Here is a 20538-nt window from a genome sequence, read left to right as displayed (position 1 = left end):
AGGCAAGACACAAGCGACGCACGCGCTACACCGAAGCGCCGCCCACTGAACAACTGAACAACTGACAAGAGGAAATCGGGTTCATGTCGAACATCCTGCCGGACCGGCTTCAGCCGGGTGCGCCTTACCCGCTCGGAGCCACCTGGGACGGACTCGGCACCAACTTCGCGGTCTTCTCGGCGAACGCGTGGCGCATCGAGCTGTGCCTGTTCGATCCCACGGGCCGCAAGGAAATCTCGCGCTACACGCTGCCCGAATGCACGGACGAGGTGTGGCACGGCTATTTGCCCGGCGCGCATCCGGGCACCGTGTATGGGTTTCGCGCGCATGGTCCGTATCAGCCGCAGCACGGCCACCGCTTCAATCCGCACAAGCTGCTGCTGGACCCGTATGCGCGGCGCCTCGTCGGCCAGTTCCGCTGGTCTGACGCGCTCTTCAGCTATCGCGTGCATTCGAACCGGCTGGACCTTTCCGTCGACCGCCGCGACTCCGCGCCCGCCATGCCCAAATGCGTGGTGGACGACAGCACCTTCGACTGGTCGCATGACGCGCGTCCCAACGTGCCGTGGGGCAGCAGCGTGATTCTCGAGACGCACCTGCGCGGCCTCACCATGCAGCGCGAAGATTTGCGTCCTCACGAGCGCGGCACCTTCGCGGGCCTGACGGCGCCGGGCGTGATCGAGCATCTGCAAAAGCTGGGCGTGACCGCCGTGGAGTTGATGCCCGTGCATGCGTTCCTGCACGACCGCTTTCTCGTGGCGCGCGGCCTGCACAACTACTGGGGCTACAACACCGCGGCGTTCTTCGCGCCGGAGCCCGGCTATCTCTCCACGCATCATCCCGACGAAATGCGCATCGCGATCCGGCAACTGCATGCGGCCGGCATCGAGGTCATTCTCGACGTGGTCTACAACCACACGTGCGAAGGCAACGAACTGGGGCCCACGGTGTGCTGGCGCGGGCTCGACAACGCGAGCTACTACCGGCTCATTCCCGGCGACGAACGGCACCATATCAACGACACGGGCTGCGGCAACACGCTCAATCTCTCGCATCCGCGCGTGTTGCAGATGGTGATGGATTCACTGCGCTACTGGGCTACCTCGTACAACGTGGACGGCTTTCGCTTCGACCTGGGCGTGACGCTGGGCCGCGAGTCCACGGGCTTCGACCCGGGCTCCGGCTTCTTCGACGTGCTGCGCCAAGACCCGGTGCTCTCGCAATGCAAGCTCATCTCGGAGCCGTGGGACATCGGTCCCGGCGGCTATCAGCTGGGCAATCTGCCGCCCGGCTTCGGGGAATGGAACGACCGCTTTCGCGACAGCGTGCGGCGCTACTGGCGCGGCGACCCCGGCCAGCGGCCCGATCTCGCCGCGCGGCTCACGGGCTCCGCGGACTTCTTCAACCGGCGCTTTCGCAAGCCGTGGTCGTCGGTCAACTTCGTCACCTCGCACGACGGCTTCACGCTGACGGACCTGGTTTCCTACACGCACAAGCACAACGAGGCGAACGGCGAAGGCAACAACGACGGCCACAACGAAAACTGGAGCGCGAACTGGGGCGCCGAAGGCGCCACCGACGACCCCGCGGTGCGCGAAACGCGCGAACGCGTGTCGCGATCCATGCTCGCGACGCTGTTGATCGCGCTCGGCACGCCGATGCTGCTCTCCGGTGACGAAGCATGCCGAACGCAGCAAGGGAACAACAACGCGTACTGTCAGGACAACGCGCTGTCGTGGTACAACTGGTCGCTTGCCGCCTCCGACGAAGGACGCAAGATGACGGTGTTCGTCGCGCGTGCCGTTGCGCTGCGCAAGAACCACCCGCTACTGCGCGAAACGCGTTTTCTGTTCGGCGACCGCGAAGTGCTGCCGGGCGTCTACGACATCGGCTGGTTCGACGAACGCGGCGACCCGCTTTCGATCGAAGCCTGGCAGGACCCCGAAGGGCGCGCGTTCACGCTGCGCCGCGCGGGCCAGGCACTGGACGGCGAAACGGAAGTGCTGCTCATGATGCTCAACGCATCGGGCGACGCGCTCACGTTCACGCCGCCCCCGCCGCATCTGGAATGGCACGTGCTGCTGGATACGGCGGAACCCGAGGCGCCGGAGCGACCGCTCGGCGCGACGGAACTCAAGGTGGCCGCGCACACGATGGTCGTGCTGGGCGCGCGGCCATCAGGCGACGCGGACTGGCAGACAGGCTGGATGCCGGGTGCCCAGCATGGCGAACGATTGCTGACCGCCCTGCCGCCCGACCCCGGCACGCTCTCGCCCGACGATACAGACGACGGTCACGCGCCGCCGCCCATCAGCCACCGCAACGAACCGCCGCACGAGGCGTAGGCGCCTCGCAGCAAACACACGATGGGATGAATCATGTCCGAATCTGCGATGGATCCCAACACGCGCCGCTACGCGCATTGCCTGCCGCTCGGCGCGCAGCTCGTGGGCGCCGGCAGCGACGAGCCGCACACGCGCTTTCGTCTGTGGGCGCCGTCGTGCGAGTCGGTGCAGTTGCAGCTGGAAGGCGGCTGCAATGGCAGCGGTGATGCTGCGCTGGTCGATATGCAGCCGGCCGGCAACGGCTGGTTCGAAGCCGAAACGGCGTGCGGCGCAGGCACGCTGTATCGCTACCGCATCAACGGCGAGCTGGCGATACCCGACCCGGCCTCGCGCTTCCAGCCGCAGGACGTGCATGGCCCGAGCGAAGTAATCGACCCGCGCGCATACCACTGGCAGCACGCACACTGGCAAGGCAGGCCCTGGGAAGAGACGGTGCTTTACGAACTGCACGTGGGTACGCTGGGCGGTTACGCGGGCGTGACGAAGCGGCTCGCGGCGCTCGCGGAAGTGGGCGTGACCGCCATCGAACTCATGCCGCTCAACGAATTTCCTGGCGCGCGCAACTGGGGCTACGACGGCGTGCTGCCCTACGCGCCCGATTCGGCCTACGGGCGGCCCGAGGACCTCAAGGCGCTCATCGACGCGGCGCATGGCTTGGGCCTCATGGTGTTTCTCGACGTGGTCTACAACCACTTCGGTCCGGACGGCAATTACCTCCAGCAATACGCCAAGCCGTTCTTCAAGGACGGCTCGCAGACGCCGTGGGGCCAGGCCATCGACTTCGACCGCATGGAGGTGCGCGATTTCTTCTGCGAGAACGCGCTCTACTGGCTCAACGAATACCGCTTCGACGGACTGCGCATCGACGCCGTGCACGCCATCGATAACGACGAGTGGCTGCGCGAGCTCGCCGATCACGTTCACGCGCGTGTGGAGCCTGGCCGCCACGTGCATCTCGTGCTGGAAAACGAGCGCAATCACGCGAGCCTGCTCGAATCGCACTTCAACGCCCAGTGGAACGACGACGCGCACAACGTGCTGCACGTCATGCTGACCGGCGAGACGGAGGGCTACTACCAGTCGTATGCCGAGGCCCCGGCGCGCAAGCTCGCGCGCGTGCTGGGCGAAGGCTTCGCGTATCAGGGCGACCCCTCGCCCGCGCACGACGGCGCCCCGCGCGGCGAGCCGAGCGGCCACCTGCGGCCCACGGCGTTCGTGATGTTTTTGCAGAACCACGATCAGATCGGCAACCGCGCATTCGGCGAACGGCTGCGCATGCTCTGCCAGGACGACCCCGTGCGGGCCGCCACGGCGCTGATGCTGCTTTCGCCGCAGATTCCGCTGCTCTTCATGGACGAGGAGTACGGATCGAAGCAGCCGTTCCTGTTCTTCACCGACTACACCGGCGAACTTGCGAGCGCTGTGCGCGAAGGCCGGCGCCGCGAGTTCGCGCGCTTCTCCGCGTTCGCCGATCCCGAACGCCGCGCGCAGATTCCCGACCCGAACGACCCCGCCACGTTCGCGGCCTCGTCGCCGCCGCGCGGCGACCCGGTCGCGCATGCAAGCGGCGAACGGCTCGAATGGATGCACTTCTACAAGTCGGCGCTCGCGGTGCGCGCGAAGCTGATTACGCCGCGGCTCGCTCATGCGAAGACCGCGGGCGCCAGCGTACTCAAGACACGCGACGGCAACGAAGCGCCTGCTGTCATCGCGCGCTGGCGCCTCTCCGACGGCGAAACGCTGACCCTCGCGCTAAACCTGGGCGACGACGACGTGCCGCTTGCCGAATTGCCCGCGGGCAAGGTGATCTTCGAAACGCCGCCGCGCGCCCGCGATCACGTGCGCGACCACGCGTTGCCCGCGTATGCCTGCGTGGCGTGGCTCACCGGCGACGTCTGCGAATACGCATTGGGCCACGACGCCCGGCGCGCCGAACCCGGGGAGCCCAACACGTGACATCTGCACGACGCACGAACGGTACGGCCGGCACCGTCACCACGATTGCGCAGCTCGCCGAAGCGGCGGGCTTCGAGGTGCAATGGTCCGACGCGCATGGTCATTCGCAACGCGTGCCCGAACCGACGCTGGCGGTGCTGCTCGAACGCATCGGCTTGCCGTGCTCGAACGCCGCGCAGATTCGCCAGAGTGCCGCCGCGCTCGAAGCGGAGAACGCGGGACGCAAGCTGCCGCCGCTCATCTCCGTGGACTGCGACCGCGCCGTCGCGCTGCCCGTGGCCGGCGTGAAGTCGGGCAGCCATTACCGCATCGAACTGGAAAGCGGCGCCGTGATCGACGGACGGTTCACGGCGCCGCGAGGCGAGGCGCCGTTGCTCGCGCCCATCGGCGAGCCGGGGTATCACAGCCTGCTGCTCAACGACACGCGCATCACGCTCGCCGTGGCGCCGCAGCGCTGCCACACGGTGGCCGACGCCTGGCGCGCGCTGCACGGCGAGGTCGCGCATGCGCCGCCGCTCTGGGGCATCGCGGCGCAGCTTTATGGCTTGCGCCGCGCGGACGATGGCGGCGTAGGCGACTACACGGCGCTCGCGACGCTTGCGATAGAGAGCGCGAAGCGCGGCGCGCAGGCGCTCGCCATCAGCCCCACTCACGCGATGTTCAGCGCCGAGCCGCAGCGCTTCAGCCCTTACGCGCCGTCGTCGCGGTTGTGGCTCAACGTGGCGCACATCGACCCCGCCGCGGTGTTCGGCACAGAGGCGGCGCAAGCGGCCATCGCCAGGGTGCATGCTGCGGACGAACGCGCCGCGCTCGAAGCGCTGCCGCTCATCGACTGGCCGCCCGCGGTACGCAACAAGCTGCGCGTGCTGCGCGCGCTGTTCGAGCGGTTCTGTACTGAAGAGCGCACGCACGGTTCGCCGCGCGCCCGCGAATTCGAGGACTTCTGCACGCAAGGCGGACGGGCGCTCGAAGATCACGCGCGGTTCGAAGCGCTGCACGCGGCGCAGCTTGCGGCCCATGAACGCAACGGCAACGGCAGCGGCAACCGCAGCAGCGGCCCGCACCACTGGCGCGACTGGCCCGAAGCGTTGCGCAATCCGCGTGCGCCCGAAGTGGACGCCTTCGCGAGCGAGCATCGCAGCGAAGTGGACTTCCATCTCTTCCTGCAATGGCTCGCGGCAAAGGGCCTCTCGCACGCGCAGCACGCGGCGCGCGACGCAGGCATGGCCATCGGTCTGATCGCGGACCTCGCCGTGGGATGCGACAGCGCCGGCAGCCACGCGTGGTCGTGGCCTGAGGACATGCTGCAAGGCGTCTCCGTGGGCGCGCCGCCCGACCTCTTCAACCAGGCCGGGCAGTCGTGGGGGCTCACCACGTTCTCGCCGCGCGCCATGCGCACGCAGGGCTTTCGCGCCTTCATCGACATGCTGCGCGCCGCGTTCGCTCACGCGGGTGGCGTGCGCATCGACCATATCCTCGGGTTGCGCAGGCTGTGGCTCGTGCCCGAGGGCGATAGCGCGCGCAACGGGGCCTACCTGCGCTATCCGCTCGGCGACCTGCTGCGGCTCATCGCGCTCGAATCGTGGCGGCATCGCGCCGTCGTGATCGGCGAAGACCTGGGCACGGTGCCGCCGGGCTTTCGCGAGCGGCTCGCCGAACGCGGGCTCTCCGGCATCCGCGTGCTGTGGTTCGAGCGCGACGGTTCTCGCTTCATGTCGCCCGCGCAGTGGGATGCCAACGGCGTGGCCACCACCACGACGCACGATCTGCCCACCGTGTGCGGCTGGTGGAGCGGAACGGACATCGACTGGCGGCACCGCATCGGACAAACCGCGCCGCGGCCCGATGGTCGCGACCCCGTGCAACTCGCGCGCGAGGAACGTGCGGCGGACCGCGACGCACTCTGGTCCGCGTTCCAGCACGCGGGCGTCGCCGCCCCGGACGTGCCCGCGCCGCCCGTGGGCGAGGCGCCGCTCGACGAAGCGCTCGCGTTCGTGGCCGCCACGCGCTGCCCGCTCGTCACGTATCCGCTTGAAGACCTGCTCGCGCTCGCGGACCAGCCCAACCTGCCCGGCTCCATCGACGAGCATCCAAACTGGCGCCGGCGCCTCGCCGTGCCCGTCGACGAAATGTTCGACGACGAGACGTTCTCCGACCGCCTGCTCGCCGTCGACCGCGCCCGTGCCGCGAGCCGCGAGGCGACGCCGGCATCGTCAGCCGTGTCAGCCACACCCGCACCACCCGCGCCGTCGGCGCCCTCCCCTGACCGATCATGACTGTCCCACGCGCCACCCTTCGCCTCCAGTTCCATGCCGGCTTCACCTTCGACGACGCCGGGAAGCACCTCGATTACTTCGCCGCGCTGGGCGTGAGCCACCTCTACGCGTCGCCCATCACGACCGCGCGGCCCGGCTCGCTGCACGGCTACGACACCGTGGACTACAGCCAGGTCAGCGAAGAGCTGGGCGGCGAAGCCGGGCTGAAGCGCCTCGTCGCGAAGCTGCGCGAGCGCGGCATGGGGCTCGTCATCGACATCGTGCCGAACCACATGGGCATTGGCGGCAGCCACAACGCGTGGTGGCTCGACGTGCTCGAGTGGGGGCGGCATAGCGCCTACGCGCGTTACTTCGACATCGACTGGCATTCGCCGGACCCGGCGCTGCGCGGCAAGGTGCTGATGCCGTGCCTGGGCGCGCCCTACGGCGTGGAGCTGGAGGCCGGACGCATTGCGTTGCGCTTCGATGCCGACAGCGGCCGGTTTCACGCGGTGTACGGGGACAACCTGTGCCCCATCTGCCCGGTGGACTACGCGTCGATCCTTCAAGCCGCTACGGACAACGCCGAACTGACCGCGCTCGCGCAAGCGTTCGATGGACTCACCACGCAGCCCGACGATCATCCGCGGGCCGCGGCCGGGCGCGAAGCGCTGCGCACGTTCGCGGCGCAACACGGTGCCGCTGCGTTCGAGCCTGCGCTCGAAGCGTTCGCGGCCACGGCGGTGGCGTCGCGCGAGCGGCTGCATCGATTGCTCGAACGCCAGTATTTCCGGCTCGCGTGGTGGCGCACGGCGTCTGACGAAGTGAACTGGCGGCGCTTCTTCGACATCAGCACGCTCGCCGCCGTGCGCGTGGAGCGGCCGGAAGTGTTCGAAGCCGTGCACGCGCTCGTGTTCCGGCTCTACGAACAGGGGCTGATAGACGGTGTGCGCATCGACCACGTGGACGGGCTCGCCGAGCCGCGCGAATACTGCCAGCGCCTGCGGCAGCGGCTGGTCGATCTGCGCGGCAACCATCCGTACATCGTGGTGGAAAAGATTCTCGGGCGCGGCGAGCGGCTGCGCGACGACTGGCCCGTGGACGGCACGACGGGCTACGACTTCATGAACGACGTCGGCTCGCTGCTCCACGATCCGGACGGCGCCGCGCCGCTCGCGGCGACCTGGGCGGAACTGACGGGCGCGTCGCCCTCGTTCGCCGACGAGGCCATCGCCGCGCGGCGGCAGATACTCGCCGAGCACCTCTCGGCTGAACTGGACCGCGCCACGCGCGCGCTGCACCGCATCGCACGCGACCATCCGACCACGCGCGACTTCACGTTCGCCGCGATTCGCCGCGTGGTCGCCGCGCTCGCGGTGCATTTCCCCGTCTATCGCATCTACCCCCAAAGCGGCCTGCGCACCAACGCCGACAACGAGTGGTTCGCGAAAGCGCGCGAAGGGGCGAAACGTATGCTCTCGCGCGGCGACCACGAGGTGCTGGCGCGTGTGGACGAGTGGCTCGGGGGGAATGCGCGGGAAGCGGAGCGCGATGGACGTGATGGACGCGATGGGCGCGGTCATCGGCCGGCTGCGGCTGCGGGCTCGTCCCAGTCTCACGTGCAGACGCAACCGCCGGCCCAGTCACCCGCTCCAGCGGTCGAGCAAAAACCGCGGCCCGCGGCGCCGCCCGTCCCCACGGTCGCGACGCTCAGTCATGCGCTCTCCTCGCAGCGCACCGCGCTCACGTTGTTCTCGCAACTCACCGCGCCGCTCGCCGCGAAGGCGATCGAAGACACAGCGGGTTATCGCTACGGCCGGCTGCTTTCGCGCAACGAAGTGGGCGCGGATGCGGGCGACTTCTCCATCACGGTCGAGCAGTTTCATGCCGCCAATCAGGAGCGACGCCGCCGTTTTCCGCACGCGATGCTGGCCACCTCCACGCACGATCACAAGCGCGGCGAAGACGTGCGTGCGCGGCTCGCGGTGCTGAGCGAACTCGCGCCCGAATGGGGCGCTGCGCTGCGCCGCTGGTCAACGGTCAACGCGCCGCTGCGACGGTTTGTCGAAAGCGGCGCGGTATCTGCGGCCCCGGCGCCCGATACAGCCGGCAACGTCCCCGATCCGCAGCATTGGGTGCCCGGACCCGCGGCGGAAGCCATGCTCTATCAAACGCTGGTGGGCTGCTGGCCGCCAGGGCTCGCAGCCGACGACGAAAACGGCATTCGCGAACTCGCCGAGCGCACGGCGCAGTGGCAATTGAAGGCGCTGCGCGAAGCGAAGCAGCGCACCAGCTGGTACGCGCCCGACGAAGCCTTCGAACGCGCCTGCCGCGACTTCCTGTTCGACATTCTTGCGCCCCAGCGGCGCGACGGCTTCCTGCGCGAGCTGTGCGATTTCGTGGAACGCATCGCGCCGGCCGGCGCCGTGAACAGCCTGCAACAGACCGTGCTGCAACTCACGTCGCCAGGCGTGCCTGACCTCTATCAGGGCACCGAACTGTGGGACTTCAGTCTCGTCGACCCCGACAATCGCCGCCCTGTGGACTTTGCGGCGCGCGCCGCCGCGCTCGCGACCACGCCACCCTCGGAACAACTGCACGCGTGGCGCAACGGACACGTGAAACTCGGCGTCGTGCAGCGGCTGCTCGCATTGCGCGCGCAGATGCCGGAGGTGCTCGGCACCGGCGTCTATCTGCCGCTCACGGTGCGCGGCACGCATGCGAAGCGCGCCATCGCGTTCGTGCGTCAGCACGGCAACGGCTATGTGGTGGTGATCTGCACGCGCCTCGCGGCGCCGCTGCTGGATGGCGGCGCGGGGCTGCCGCTGGTGGAGCCGGCGAAGTGGGAAGACACGGCCGTCGACATGCCCGCGGGGCTCGCGTCGCGCACGCTGATGGATCTGCTGAGCCCGGCTGCGCAGAAGGTGAACGGCGACGGCCTGCTCTATCTGCGCGATGCGCTGGCGGCCATGCCAGTAGCGGTGCTGCTGGAAGACGGTGTGCCGGGTGCCTGAGGCTGGGCGTTTGAGGCGGGGCGTTTGAGGCTGGAGGCTAGCGGCCCGGTAACGCGGCCGTGCCAAGCGCCGAGGCAACCGGACTCAGCCGCCCAGATCTTCGAGGTCTTTCGGGTACACGCGCACGAGCACGATGCGCGGACCCTTCATCTTCTTGACCACCACGTCGAAGCGATCGAACGACACGCGCTGACCTTCGGCAGGCAGATCGTTGAGCGCCTGGATCACGAGGCCGCCCACCGATTCGGCGCGACCTTCGTCGATGTCGATGCCGAGCGCGCGCTCCAGCGACACCACCGGCAAGCTGCCCTTGCCCATCAGCGTGCCGTCGTCCATGCGAGTCCAGTCGGCGTCGCTCTGGCGGAACTCGTCGTGAATCTGGCCCACGAGCGCGCCCAGCAGATTGTCTAGCGTGATGAAGCCCATCGGCCGGCCGCGCTTGTTGCCCACCAGCGCGAAGTGCGGCACGCCCTTGCGGAAGCGTCGGAACAGTTCGAGCGCGGGCATCTGCGGTTTAACGTACTGCACGGGGCGCGCGTAACGGCGCAGGCTTTCGTTTCCGTGCGCCGCGCCGCTTTCCTGGGCGAGCAACAGGTCCTTCAGATGCACGACACCGGCCACGTGCTCGCCGGACCCGTCTTCGAACAGCGGATAGCGGCTGAAACGATGCTGCGCGATCACCTGCAGGTTTTCCTGCCACGGTCGGTCCAGCCGCAGGCTCACCAGTTCGTGTGCGGGCCGCATGAGGTCCGACACGGTCATGGTGGAAAAGTCGAGCGAATGCGCGATGGTGTTCCACTCGTCGGCGCTGTAGGCATTCGTGGCCGCCGAGGCCAGCGCCGCTGCCGGTCCTCCTGGCTCCGCTGCCGCCTTCGCCGCGTGGCCCGCTGCGCGCGTGCGGCGGCTGCGCAGGATCAGCTTGAGTTCTTCGGTGGAGTACTGGGCGTCGGTGTTGTGCGTCTGCGCAAGGCCGGCCATGCGCAGCACACCGTTCGCGCTCGTATTGAGCAGCCAGATGGCCGGATACATGACCCAGTAGAAGCCGTAAAGCGGCGCGGCCACCCACAGCGCGATCTTTTCGGCCTCGCGAATGGCGAGCGACTTCGGCGCAAGCTCGCCCACCACGATGTGCAGGAACGAAATGCACGAGAAGGCGAAGAACAGCGAAATGCCGTGAATCAACTGCGCGGACGTCACGCCGGCCAGCTCGAAGACCGGCGTGAGCAGTTCCGCAAACGCGGGCTCGCCGATCCAGCCGAGACCCAGCGACGCGAGCGTGATACCAAGTTGGCAGGCGGACAGATAGGCATCGAGCCGGCCGTGCACGCGCGCGAGCAGCTTGCCGCGCATGCCGTAGCGCTTCTCCAGCGTCTGGACGCGCGTTTGTCTCAGCTTGACGAGTCCGAACTCGGCGGCCACGAAGAAACCATTGAGCGCCACGAGCAGCAGCGCACCAACAAGGGCGATAACCTGGATCAAGACAACGGGCTCCAACAACAAAAGTCGTCAGTATAGGGCCCGAAAGTGGGATGTAAGCGAGCGGACGGCATCGGGCGGCGACTGGGGTGCCGCCCGCGACGCGTTCATCCGGCCATGAGCGGCACGTGCAGCGCGAGCGTCGCGGTCTTGTCAACCTCCGGCATGGCCTGCTCGAAGGCGCCGCCATGCGCTTCGGCCACGCGTCGGCAGAGCGACAACACCCACGCAATGCGGCCGGCTTCGCGCGGCTCCTGCGCCTGACGGCGCGCGAACGCTTCGAGCAGATGCGGCAGCGATTCGTCGGTAAGCGTCTGCGGCGACGGCGAGTACGCCACGTTGAAATGCGCGGAACCCCCAATGGCCGCAGCCGCGAGCAGCACAGTGCCGCCGCGCGCGCTCGCTTCCGTGGCGAACGTGAGCATCAGCCACAACGCCTGCGCAATCCGCTCGCGGTCGCCGGTCACCTGTTCGGAGGTGAGCGGCGTATCGACCACGATCGTTACGCCACGTGCGTCGGCAAGACCGGCGCGCACTTCGTCCACGGCCGCATCCACCAGCGCGCGCAACCCGAACGGTTCGCGTTCGATGGCGAGCTTCCTGGTTTCGCTGCGCGTGGTGTCGACCACATCCTCCAGCAGCTTCACCTGCTGCTCGATGCCGGTGCGAATGCCGGTGAGCGCGCGTTGCGCAGTGGCGTCGGCGGCGTCGATCTTGCGCTCCAGCACATACGCCCAGCTGTGCACGGCATTCAACGGACTGCGCATGTCGTGCGACACCACCGAGAGCACGTGGTCGCGCATGAAAAGAGCGGTTTCGGCACACAGACGTGCCACGCGTTCGGCACGGGAGAGGGACGTTGCCACGATCGGAATTCCTTGAACGAAGCTCGTAGGAGTCTGGGAAAACAGGGATAAAGAGCGACTGAATTATAGGCGCCGCCAAAGGTGTTCCGGCGCCGCACGAAACGTGCCCGACCATCTTTCCCGGCGCCGCGCCAACCCGGGCTTCGCGAGGTGCGAAAAGCGTGAAGGCAAGGCAATACGCCTACAATGTCGACTTTTCCTTTATCGCGACCAGGAGTTACTCATGTCGAACGTCACGACCGCATCCGGCCTTCAATACGAGGACCTGACCGAAGGCACCGGCGCCGAGGCGCAGGCCGGCCAGACGGTCACCGTGCATTACACCGGCTGGCTCACCGACGGCCAGAAGTTCGACTCCAGCAAAGACCGCAACGACCCGTTCGCATTCGTGCTGGGCGGCGGCATGGTCATCAAGGGCTGGGACGAAGGCGTGCAGGGCATGAAGGTGGGCGGCGTGCGCAAGCTCACGATTCCGCCGCAACTCGGCTACGGCGTGCGCGGCGCGGGCGGCGTGATTCCGCCGAACGCGACGCTCGTGTTCGAAGTGGAACTGCTCGCTGTCTGAGTGAGCGAGAAACACCGATGACGTGAAGGCACGCTCCCACGCCCCTTCCGTCACCCGGTTTGCCGCGATGCCGCATCCTCATACGCCACTGCTCGCTCCCAGCGTCTCGCTGCGCCGTTACGGCGACATCGAGGCGTCGGACGTGCACGACTTTCATCAGGTCGTGCTCGGGCTAGACGGCACGATGGTGATGGCGGTGGACGGCGTGGCGCAGCAGATCGACGCGCACTCGGCATGGCTGGTTCCGGCCGGCGCGCGCCACGACTACGCGGGCATCGGCGAGAACCGGCAACTCGTGCTGGACCTGCCTGCGGCCTCCGTTGCGGTGCCCGAGCGGCTCTTCGCGCAGGCACGACCGCTCGCGCTGGATGGCGTGCTCGTGCGGCTTGTTCGGGACATTGCGGTGGGCACATCAGGCACGACGGGCACGGCAGGCGAAGCGCAATGGCCGGATTCGCCCGATTTGCCGACGCGCCGTTTCAGTTGGGATGCCGCCACGCGGCTGTGTGCGGGCATCGTTGCCCAGGCGGGCCTGGCGCGCGAGGCCACGGCGGTGCAATCGGCGGGCCTCGACTTTGCCCGCATCGACCGCTGGTTGCGGACGCACTTGTCCGAACCGCTGCGTATCGCCGACCTCGCCGCGCACTGCGGCTTCGGCATGCGCCGCTTTCATCAACTCTTCAACGAAGCGTTCGGCGAGACGCCGCATCGCTACCTTCAGCGGCTGCGGCTCGATACGGCGGTGACGCTGCTTGCCGATCCACGACGTGCCCTCACCGACATCGCGCTCGAAGTGGGTTTCGCAGACCAGAGCGCCTTCACGCACGCCTTCTCACGACGCTTCGGCGTAGCGCCCGGGCAGTGGCGCATGCAGCGCCACTGAGCAGGCAGTTCGGTTTGATGTGCTGCCGGCGCGTTGCCAACATGTAGCCATCGTATAGCGCCGGCTCATCGAGATCGAGCCGGCACCGTGCAGCCCGTTACTTCGAATCCAGACCGCGCGCCAGGTCGTGGCGAATATCGTCCGAATTTTCGAGGCCCACCGCGAGGCGGATCAGGCCTTCGGTGATGCCCGCCGCGGCGCGCGCTTCCGGCGTGACGCGGCCATGCGTGGTCGTGGCGGGATGCGTGATGGTGGTCCGCGTGTCGCCCAGGTTGCCGGTGATCGAGCAGATCTTCGTGTTGTCGATCACGCGCCAGGCGTTGGCCCGCTGCGCTTCGGGCGTGTCGCCCTTCAACTCGAACGAGACGATCGCGCCACCCGCCTTCTGCTGGCGCTTCGCGAGCGCATATTGCGGATGCGATTCGAGACCCGGATAGAACACGCGCTTCACCGCAGGATGCGACTCCAGCCAGCGCGCGATCTCCAGCGCGTTCGCCGACTGCTTCTCGACGCGCAGCGACAGCGTTTCCATGCCCTTGAGCAGCACCCACGCGTTGAAGGCCGAAAGCGTGGGCCCCGCGCTGCGCACGAACGGAAACACCTTTTCCATGATGAATTTGCGCGAACCCACGAGTGCACCGCCCAGCACGCGCCCCTGACCGTCCAGGAACTTGGTGGCCGAATGCATCACCACGTCCGCGCCCAGTTTCAGCGGCTGTTGCAGCGCGGGACTACAGAAACAGTTGTCCACCACGAAGAGCGCGTTGGCCGCTTTCGCGATCTTGCCGACTGCTTCGATGTCCGCAATTTCCGTGAGCGGGTTCGACGGCGTTTCGAGGAAGAACATCTTCGTTTCGGGGCGCACGGCGTTCTTCCAGGCGTCGAGATCTTTGGGATCCACGAAGGTGGTCGCAATGCCGAAGCGGCTGAAGATCTGCGAGAACATGCCGAGCGTGGAACCGAACAGGCTTTGCGAGCTGACGATATGGTCGCCCGCCTGCAGCGCCGACATCACTACCGAGAGAATCGCCGCCATGCCCGACGCCGTGGCGATGCACGCCTCGCCGCCCTCGAGCGCCGCGAGCCGGTCCTGGAACATCGAGACGGTGGGGTTGGTGAAGCGCGAGTACGTGTACGCGTCTTCGGCGTTCTTGAAGCGCTCGGCAGCCTCCGCGGCGCTCGAAAAACAGAAGCTCGACGTGAGGAAGATGGCTTCCGAATGCTCGTTGAAGTCGCTGCGCAGCGTGCCCGAACGCACGGCGAGCGTGTCGAAGTTGAGGGTATCGTCCATGCTGGTTCTGTTTCCGTTTCAAGGCCGATGCGCGGTCGTGCTTATGCGGTCTTCCATGCGGCGGCATGGAAACACGTGGCATCGGCGGACAACAAAAAAGCCCGCTTTGCGTCGGCATAAGCGGGCTTCATGCAATTGGCGAGGTGCCTGTGTGGCTGTGGCTTCAACCTTGAGCGGCTTCAAGCGTCGGGGCGATGGCGGCACCGGTCGCTTTAGCTGTTTCGGGTTGCCCCGCGTCCGCAAGCTGAGATCAAATCGACGCAAGCCGCCATGCTATCACGACTGACCGCGGTTCATCACCGCGGCCGTCGTCAGCGCTGCCGGGCGCTTATTCCACCGAAAGCTGCAGATGCAATTGCGAGCGCGCGACGCCGCCTTCGATAGCGTCGCTTGCCGCATCGCGGTCCGACTGCGCGTCCGGTGCCAGCCGTGCACGCTCGATACGGTCCAGGTACTCCGTGGTCACGTCGCCCGTGATGTAGTCGCCGTCGAAGCACGATGCCTCGAAGCCCTTCAGCGCCGGGTTGATGTCGCGCACGGCCTGCTTGAGGTCTTCCACGTCCTGATAGACGAGAACGTCCGCGCCGATCAAGCGCGCCACTTCTTCGTCCGAGCGGCCGTGGGCCACGAGTTCGCCGCGCGTCGGCATGTCGATGCCGTAGACGTTCGGGAACTTCACAGGCGGCGCAGCCGATGCGAACACCACCTTGTTGGCGCCCGCATCGCGCGCCATCTGCACGATTTCATGCGAGGTAGTGCCGCGCACGATGGAGTCGTCCACGATCAGCACGTTCCTGCCCTTGAACTCGATGCCCATGGCGTTGAGCTTCTGGCGCACCGACTTCTTGCGCACCGCCTGGCCCGGCATGATGAAGGTACGGCCCACGTAACGGTTCTTGAAGAAGCCTTCGCGATATTCGACGCCGAGCTTCGCCGCCACCTGCATGGCAGCGGGGCGCGACGAATCGGGAATCGGCATGACCACGTCGATCTTCACGTCGGACGGCAACACGCGCAGGATTTTCGCCGCGAGGTAGTCGCCCATGCGCAGGCGGGCGTTGTAGACTGGCACGCCGTCGAGCACCGAATCCGGCCGCGCCAGGTACACGAGTTCGAAAATGCAGGGGTTGAGGCTCGGGTTGGTGGCGCATTGCTGCGCGTGGAAGTTGCCTTCGATGTCGATGAAGATCGCTTCACCCGGCGCCACGTCACGCACGAATTCGAAGCCGATGCCTTCCAGCGCCACAGATTCCGAAGCCACCATCCATTCGGTACCCTCGGGCGTCTCCATCTTGCCGATGCACAGCGGGCGGATGCCGAACGGGTCGCGGAAGGCGAGCAAACCGTAGTCCGCGATCAGCGACACGATCGCATACGAGCCGCGCACGCGCCGGTGCACGCCGGCAACAGCCTTGAAAAGCGCCGCGGGGTCGAGTTGCAGACCGGAACTCGAAAGCTGCACCTCGTGCGCAAGCACGTTGAGCAGCACTTCCGTGTCCGAATTGGTGTTGATGTGGCGGCGATCGACGCGGAACATCTCGTCTTTCAACTGCTGCCAGTTCGTGAGGTTGCCGTTGTGCGCAAGGATGATGCCGAACGGCGCGTTCACGTAGAACGGTTGCGCCTCTTCCTCGCTCGATGCGGACCCCGCCGTGGGATAGCGCACCTGGCCGATGCCCCAGGTGCCGGGCAGGCTGCGCATGTTGCGGGTGCGGAACACGTCGCGCACCATGCCGTTGGCCTTGTGCATATGGAACGTGCTGCCGTTCGCGGTGGCGATGCCGGCTGCGTCCTGGCCGCGATGCTGCAAAAGCAGCAGGCTGTCATAGATGAGCTGGTTGACGGGAGATCGGGAAACTACGCCTACGATGCCGCACATGGCATGTCCTTCAAAAGATTCGAAATCGGTAGCGGCGCGGGCGTTGAGTACCCGGTGATACGCCGCGGCGTTGCACGCCTGTCGGGCCGCCCGCCTCGACTTGCCGCTCCGTCACACGCGGACGTAAGTGGCAAGCGCCTCGGGCAGCAGCGGTTTCAGTTCACGCACGCCCTGCTCGGCGTAGGGCCGCAGCAGCGCGTTGCGCCAGAAAGCTTGTTTGGGCAGTTCGGTCAAGCCTGCAAGGGCGACCAGAATCAGCACCAGCACGACCCCGCGTGCGAGGCCGAACAACAACCCGAGCGACCGGTCCACGCCGGAAAGGCCCGTGGCCTGCACGAGCCGGCTGAGCACTGCGCTCGCCACGCCCGCTACGAGGATGACGCCGACCACGATGACCGCGAATGCGATCAACCACTGGGTCAGCGCGCCACCCGGCCAGTTAGCCGGAATCCACGGCACCACCAGACCGACGAACCGGCACGCCACCAGGAACGCGACGATCCAGCCCACGAGCCCGAATACCTCGGACAAAAACCCGCGCCACGTGCCCCGCAGGGCTGACAGCACAATAACCGCCATTACAGCGTAGTCGAAGGCGGTGAACATCGGCGGCTTATCGGTGGCTTACTGCGCGGACTGGCCGCTACTGCCGTTCGCGCCCGAGCCGAGGCCCGCCTCGCGCACCTTCGCTATTGCCGCCGACGCCGCCGCGCGGTCCGCAAACGGACCGGCGCGCAAGAGCGTGCGCATCGAACCGTCTGCCTGCTTGCGACGCTCCGTATATGCGGGAACTCCGGCCGCTTTCAACTTCGCGGCCCAATTCCGGGCGCTGGCGTCGTCCGGGAACACGCCCAGTTGCACCGCAAACCGCGCGCCGGGCGGAGAAGCCGGGGAGCCGGTGTCTTTTCCTGCGTCTGTGCTGGGTTCGGCCTTGGCTGTGTGGGCGCTGCTGTTGGCCTGGCTGTTTGCCGCGTTATTGGCCGCGTTGTTCGTCGCGCTGTTTGCGACCTGTGCGGCGTTGCTGTGAGTCTTGGACTGGGTGGTTGCTGAAGGCGCGACCTGGGCGCTCGGCGCGTTGCTGGCTGTGCTGCTGGTCACCGCGGCCGGGGACTTCGTATTCGCAGCCGTTTTACCGCCTGCCGCCGGTGAAGAGGCCACCGCCACATTCGGGCTTGCCGACGTCAGCCCCGACGCACCGGGCGCAACATCAGGCGCTGGCGGGTTGTCAGGCGCGACGCCCGCCTGGGTGTCCTGCGCCGCCGTGCTGGCCTTGGCGACCGGACGGTTGGGGATGTCGATGGAGATGTCGTCGGTGACGGGCTTGGGGTGCGAGTCGAGCACCATGGGCAACACGACGATTGCCGCGACCACGAGCGCGATGGCGCCTACCAGGCGCCGGCGTGCCCGCTGCTTCTCCGGCAAGCTGGGGTCGAGCAGCATGGCATCGGCGTCCGCAGCCGGACGTTCGGTGCGGCGCGAGCGCCGCTCGACGCGCGCATTTCGGCCGCCCCGCGTCGCACTGGAGTCTGCGCCGCGCCGGCTCGGTGCGTCGTCTTTCTTGCCGAACGAGAAAATTCCCATGAATGGCTGGTCCGCTGGGCCCGGGAGCCGCCTGTCAGTGTTGCTGTGACTTGCGCCAGGCCATTACGCCGGCGACGGTCACGAAACTTCCGAAAACCAAGATTCTATCATTTTCGGTTGCCCGTTTTAGCGCGTCTTGAAACGCTGCCGCAGGCGATTCGAAGCGCGTGACGCTGCTGTCCGGGCCGTCCGTCACGCCGGCGTCCCGCAACACGTGCTCGAGCTCCTCGGCCTTCGCGGCGCGCGGCAGCGGCAAATCCGTCACGCACCAGTGGTCGATTTCGCCCTTCAGATGCCGCACCACGCCCGAGATGTCCTTGTCGCGCATCGATCCGAACACGGCGTAGGTGTACGGGAAGTAGCCCATGCTGCCGAGGTTCTGCGCCAGCACGGCCGCGGCGTGCGGGTTGTGTCCCACGTCGAAGATGATGGACGGCTTGCCCGGCAGCACCTGGAAGCGGCCCGGCAACTCGACGTTGGCAAGACCCAGGCGTATGTCCTGTGCCGAAACCGGCAAGCGGTCGCGCAGTGCTTCGAGACCCGCGAGCGCCGCAGACGTATTGATCAGCTGGTTTGCGCCGCGCAGCGCCGGGTACGCGAGTGCGGCGCGCCGCATGGCGCGGCCGGCGTAGGTCCATTGCTGACGCTCGCTGCCCGGCTGGCCTTCGTAGCGGAAATCGCGGCCGAAGAGCCACAGATCGGCGCCAATTTCTTCGGCATATTCGATGAGCGTCTGCGGCGGCACCGGGTCGGCACAAATGGCCGGCTTGCCCGCGCGGAAAATACCGGCCTTTTCGAGCGCGATCTTTTCGCGCGTGTCGCCGAGGTATTCGGTGTGGTCAAGGTCGATGCTCGTGATGATGGCGCAGTCGGTGTCCAGAATGTTCACCGCGTCGAGCCGGCCGCCCAGACCCACCTCGAAGATCACCGCATCGAGGTCACGCGCTGCGAACAGATGCATGATCGCGAGCGTCGTGAATTCGAAATAGGTGAGCGAAACGGGCTCCGGCAGCGAGCAGCGCGCGGCCTCGACGGCTTCGAAATGCGGGAGCAGTTCCTCGCCTGTCGCGATCTGGCCGTTGACGCGCGCGCGTTCGTTGAACGCAAGCAGATGCGGCGACGTGTGGCAGCCCACGCTATAGCCGGCCTTCAGCAGGATCGTTTCGAGGATCGCGCACGTCGAGCCTTTGCCGTTCGTGCCGCCAACCGTGATGATCGGACACGCGAACGAGAGCTGCAGTGCGTCTTTAACCTTGCCGATCCGCGTGAGTCCCATGTCGATGCCGACCGGGTGCGCGGATTCGAGATGCGTGAGCCACGCATCGAGAGTGGGGAATGTCGTCATATGCGCTGCGATTATCGCGGAAATGACAGCGCGCCGCTTGCTTTCGCTTGCGGCGCGCAGGGGCAAATCTTGTCGTTTCGAACGGCGACGACGCCGCAGACCGTGAGGTGGCGGCGCGGGCGCGCCGCCCGGTATCAGGCGACGGCGTCGGCCGGCTGGCGACTCAGCAGCGCAATCAGTCGCGCCAGTTCTTCGCGCAGCTTGCGACGGTCCACGATCATGTCGATGGCGCCCTTTTGCAGCAGGAACTCGGCGCGCTGGAAGCCTTCCGGCAGCTTTTCACGCACGGTCTGCTCGATCACGCGCGGCCCGGCGAAGCCGATCAGCGCCTTCGGCTCGGCAATCACGACGTCGCCGAGGAACGCGAAGCTCGCCGATACGCCGCCCATCGTCGGGTCCGTCAGCACGGAGATGAACGGCAGCTTGGCCTCAGCGAGCTTCGTGAGCATCGCGGTGGTCTTGGCCATCTGCATCAGCGAAAGCAGGCTTTCCTGCATACGCGCGCCGCCCGAAGCCGTGAAGCAGATGAACGGCACTTGCTGTTCGATGGCGTTCTGCGCGCCGCGCACGAAACGCTCGCCCACCACGGAGCCCATCGAGCCGCCCATGAACGAGAACTCGAAGCACGACACCACCACCGGCAGCGTATGGATGGCGCCGCCCATGACGACCATCGCGTCGGTCTCGTCGGTTTCGTCCATCGCCTCTTTCAGGCGGTCGGGGTACTTGCGGCTGTCTTTGAACTTCAGCGCATCGACCGGCACGATCTCCTGGCCGATCTCGTAGCGGCCTTCCGGATCGAGCAGGCCGTCGAGCCGCGCCCGCGCGCCGATGCGCATGTGGTGGTCGCACTTCGGGCAGACGTGCAGGTTGGCCTCCACGTCGTTGCGATACAGCACCGCCTCGCACGACGGACACTTGATCCAGAGGCCTTCCGGAATCCCCTTGCGGTTCTTCGGGTCGGTCTGCTTGATTTTGGGCGGCAGCAGTTTATCCAGCCAGCTCATACTGATTCCTTCGTAAGCCTTCTTCGGGCAGCGCCGCTGCCGGGCGAGCCGGCGGCAGCGTGTTGAAAGTAAAGG

The 20538-nt window shown here is 67.0% G+C and carries 14 protein-coding genes; 6 read left to right on the top strand and 8 right to left on the bottom strand.

The features are described 5' to 3' along the window. Positions 1-83 precede the first annotated feature (83 nt). The 4 genes from glgX to treY are packed head-to-tail and all read left to right on the top strand — an operon-like array spanning position 84 to position 9570. Complete coding sequence (glgX, locus tag P2869_RS18330; RefSeq protein WP_277599089.1) at positions 84-2345, top strand: glycogen debranching protein GlgX; 2262 nt, start codon at positions 84-86, stop codon at positions 2343-2345. 33 nt (positions 2346-2378) lie between these two features. Then, a complete protein-coding gene (gene treZ, locus P2869_RS18325; protein WP_277599088.1) occupies positions 2379-4301 on the top strand; it encodes a malto-oligosyltrehalose trehalohydrolase in 1923 nt (640 codons plus the stop codon). Next, a complete protein-coding gene (gene malQ / locus P2869_RS18320; protein WP_277599087.1) occupies positions 4298-6577 on the top strand; it encodes a 4-alpha-glucanotransferase in 2280 nt (759 codons plus the stop codon). Before treZ ends, malQ begins: the two co-directional genes overlap by 4 nt. Next, the gene (treY, locus tag P2869_RS18315; protein WP_277599086.1) at positions 6574-9570 is read left to right on the top strand and encodes a malto-oligosyltrehalose synthase; all 2997 of its coding nucleotides are present in this window, start codon (positions 6574-6576) and stop codon (positions 9568-9570) included. Before malQ ends, treY begins: the two co-directional genes overlap by 4 nt. Before the next feature lie 84 nt (positions 9571-9654). Here the strand turns inward: treY and P2869_RS18310 are convergent, their stop codons facing one another. Both P2869_RS18310 and P2869_RS18305 read right to left on the bottom strand, forming a co-directional pair. Beyond that, complete coding sequence (locus P2869_RS18310; RefSeq protein ID WP_126879290.1) at positions 9655-11049, bottom strand: hemolysin family protein; 1395 nt, start codon at positions 11047-11049, stop codon at positions 9655-9657. A gap of 104 nt (positions 11050-11153) precedes the next feature. Beyond that, on the bottom strand, positions 11154-11912 hold the full coding sequence (locus P2869_RS18305; protein WP_277599085.1) for a HAMP domain-containing sensor histidine kinase: 759 nt from the start codon (positions 11910-11912) through the stop codon (positions 11154-11156). A 223-nt stretch (positions 11913-12135) separates the two neighbouring features. Here P2869_RS18305 and P2869_RS18300 point away from each other — a divergent pair, with 223 nt between their 5' ends. Both P2869_RS18300 and P2869_RS18295 read left to right on the top strand, forming a co-directional pair. Next, entirely contained in the window at positions 12136-12477 is a 342-nt protein-coding gene (locus P2869_RS18300; protein ID WP_017773268.1) for an FKBP-type peptidyl-prolyl cis-trans isomerase, read from the top strand. Between the two features lie 67 nt (positions 12478-12544). Beyond that, on the top strand, positions 12545-13360 hold the full coding sequence (locus P2869_RS18295; RefSeq protein WP_277599084.1) for an AraC family transcriptional regulator: 816 nt from the start codon (positions 12545-12547) through the stop codon (positions 13358-13360). A 97-nt stretch (positions 13361-13457) separates the two neighbouring features. Here P2869_RS18295 and P2869_RS18290 read toward each other — a convergent pair whose 3' ends face one another. The 6 genes from P2869_RS18290 to accD all read right to left on the bottom strand — a co-directional run bounded on the left by P2869_RS18290 (position 13458) and on the right by accD (position 20463). Beyond that, positions 13458-14651 (bottom strand): O-succinylhomoserine sulfhydrylase, encoded by a 1194-nt coding sequence (locus tag P2869_RS18290; protein WP_017773266.1) that lies wholly within the window; start codon positions 14649-14651, stop codon positions 13458-13460. Between the two features lie 328 nt (positions 14652-14979). Then, on the bottom strand, positions 14980-16530 hold the full coding sequence (purF, locus tag P2869_RS18285) for an amidophosphoribosyltransferase (RefSeq protein ID WP_017773265.1): 1551 nt from the start codon (positions 16528-16530) through the stop codon (positions 14980-14982). A 111-nt stretch (positions 16531-16641) separates the two neighbouring features. Next, on the bottom strand, positions 16642-17136 hold the full coding sequence (locus tag P2869_RS18280) for a CvpA family protein (protein WP_277599083.1): 495 nt from the start codon (positions 17134-17136) through the stop codon (positions 16642-16644). A gap of 18 nt (positions 17137-17154) precedes the next feature. Beyond that, positions 17155-18111, bottom strand: coding sequence for an SPOR domain-containing protein (locus tag P2869_RS18275; RefSeq protein WP_277599082.1), 957 nt, complete (start codon positions 18109-18111; stop codon positions 17155-17157). A 34-nt stretch (positions 18112-18145) separates the two neighbouring features. Continuing rightward, positions 18146-19456: a bifunctional tetrahydrofolate synthase/dihydrofolate synthase gene (gene folC, locus P2869_RS18270; protein ID WP_277599081.1), complete on the bottom strand. Its 1311-nt coding sequence runs from the start codon at positions 19454-19456 to the stop codon at positions 18146-18148. A gap of 134 nt (positions 19457-19590) precedes the next feature. Then, positions 19591-20463 carry an acetyl-CoA carboxylase, carboxyltransferase subunit beta gene (gene accD / locus P2869_RS18265; RefSeq protein ID WP_017773261.1) on the bottom strand — a complete coding sequence of 291 codons (873 nt, stop codon included), beginning with the start codon at positions 20461-20463 and terminating at the stop codon, positions 19591-19593. Positions 20464-20538 lie beyond the last annotated feature (75 nt).

It is taken from the genome of Paraburkholderia sp. SUR17, from assembly GCF_029536165.1.
In the GTDB taxonomy this organism is placed as follows: domain Bacteria; phylum Pseudomonadota; class Gammaproteobacteria; order Burkholderiales; family Burkholderiaceae; genus Paraburkholderia; species Paraburkholderia kururiensis.
The sequence above is the reverse complement of the archived record's forward strand: the minus strand, read 5'-3'. Positions and strand labels throughout refer to the sequence as shown.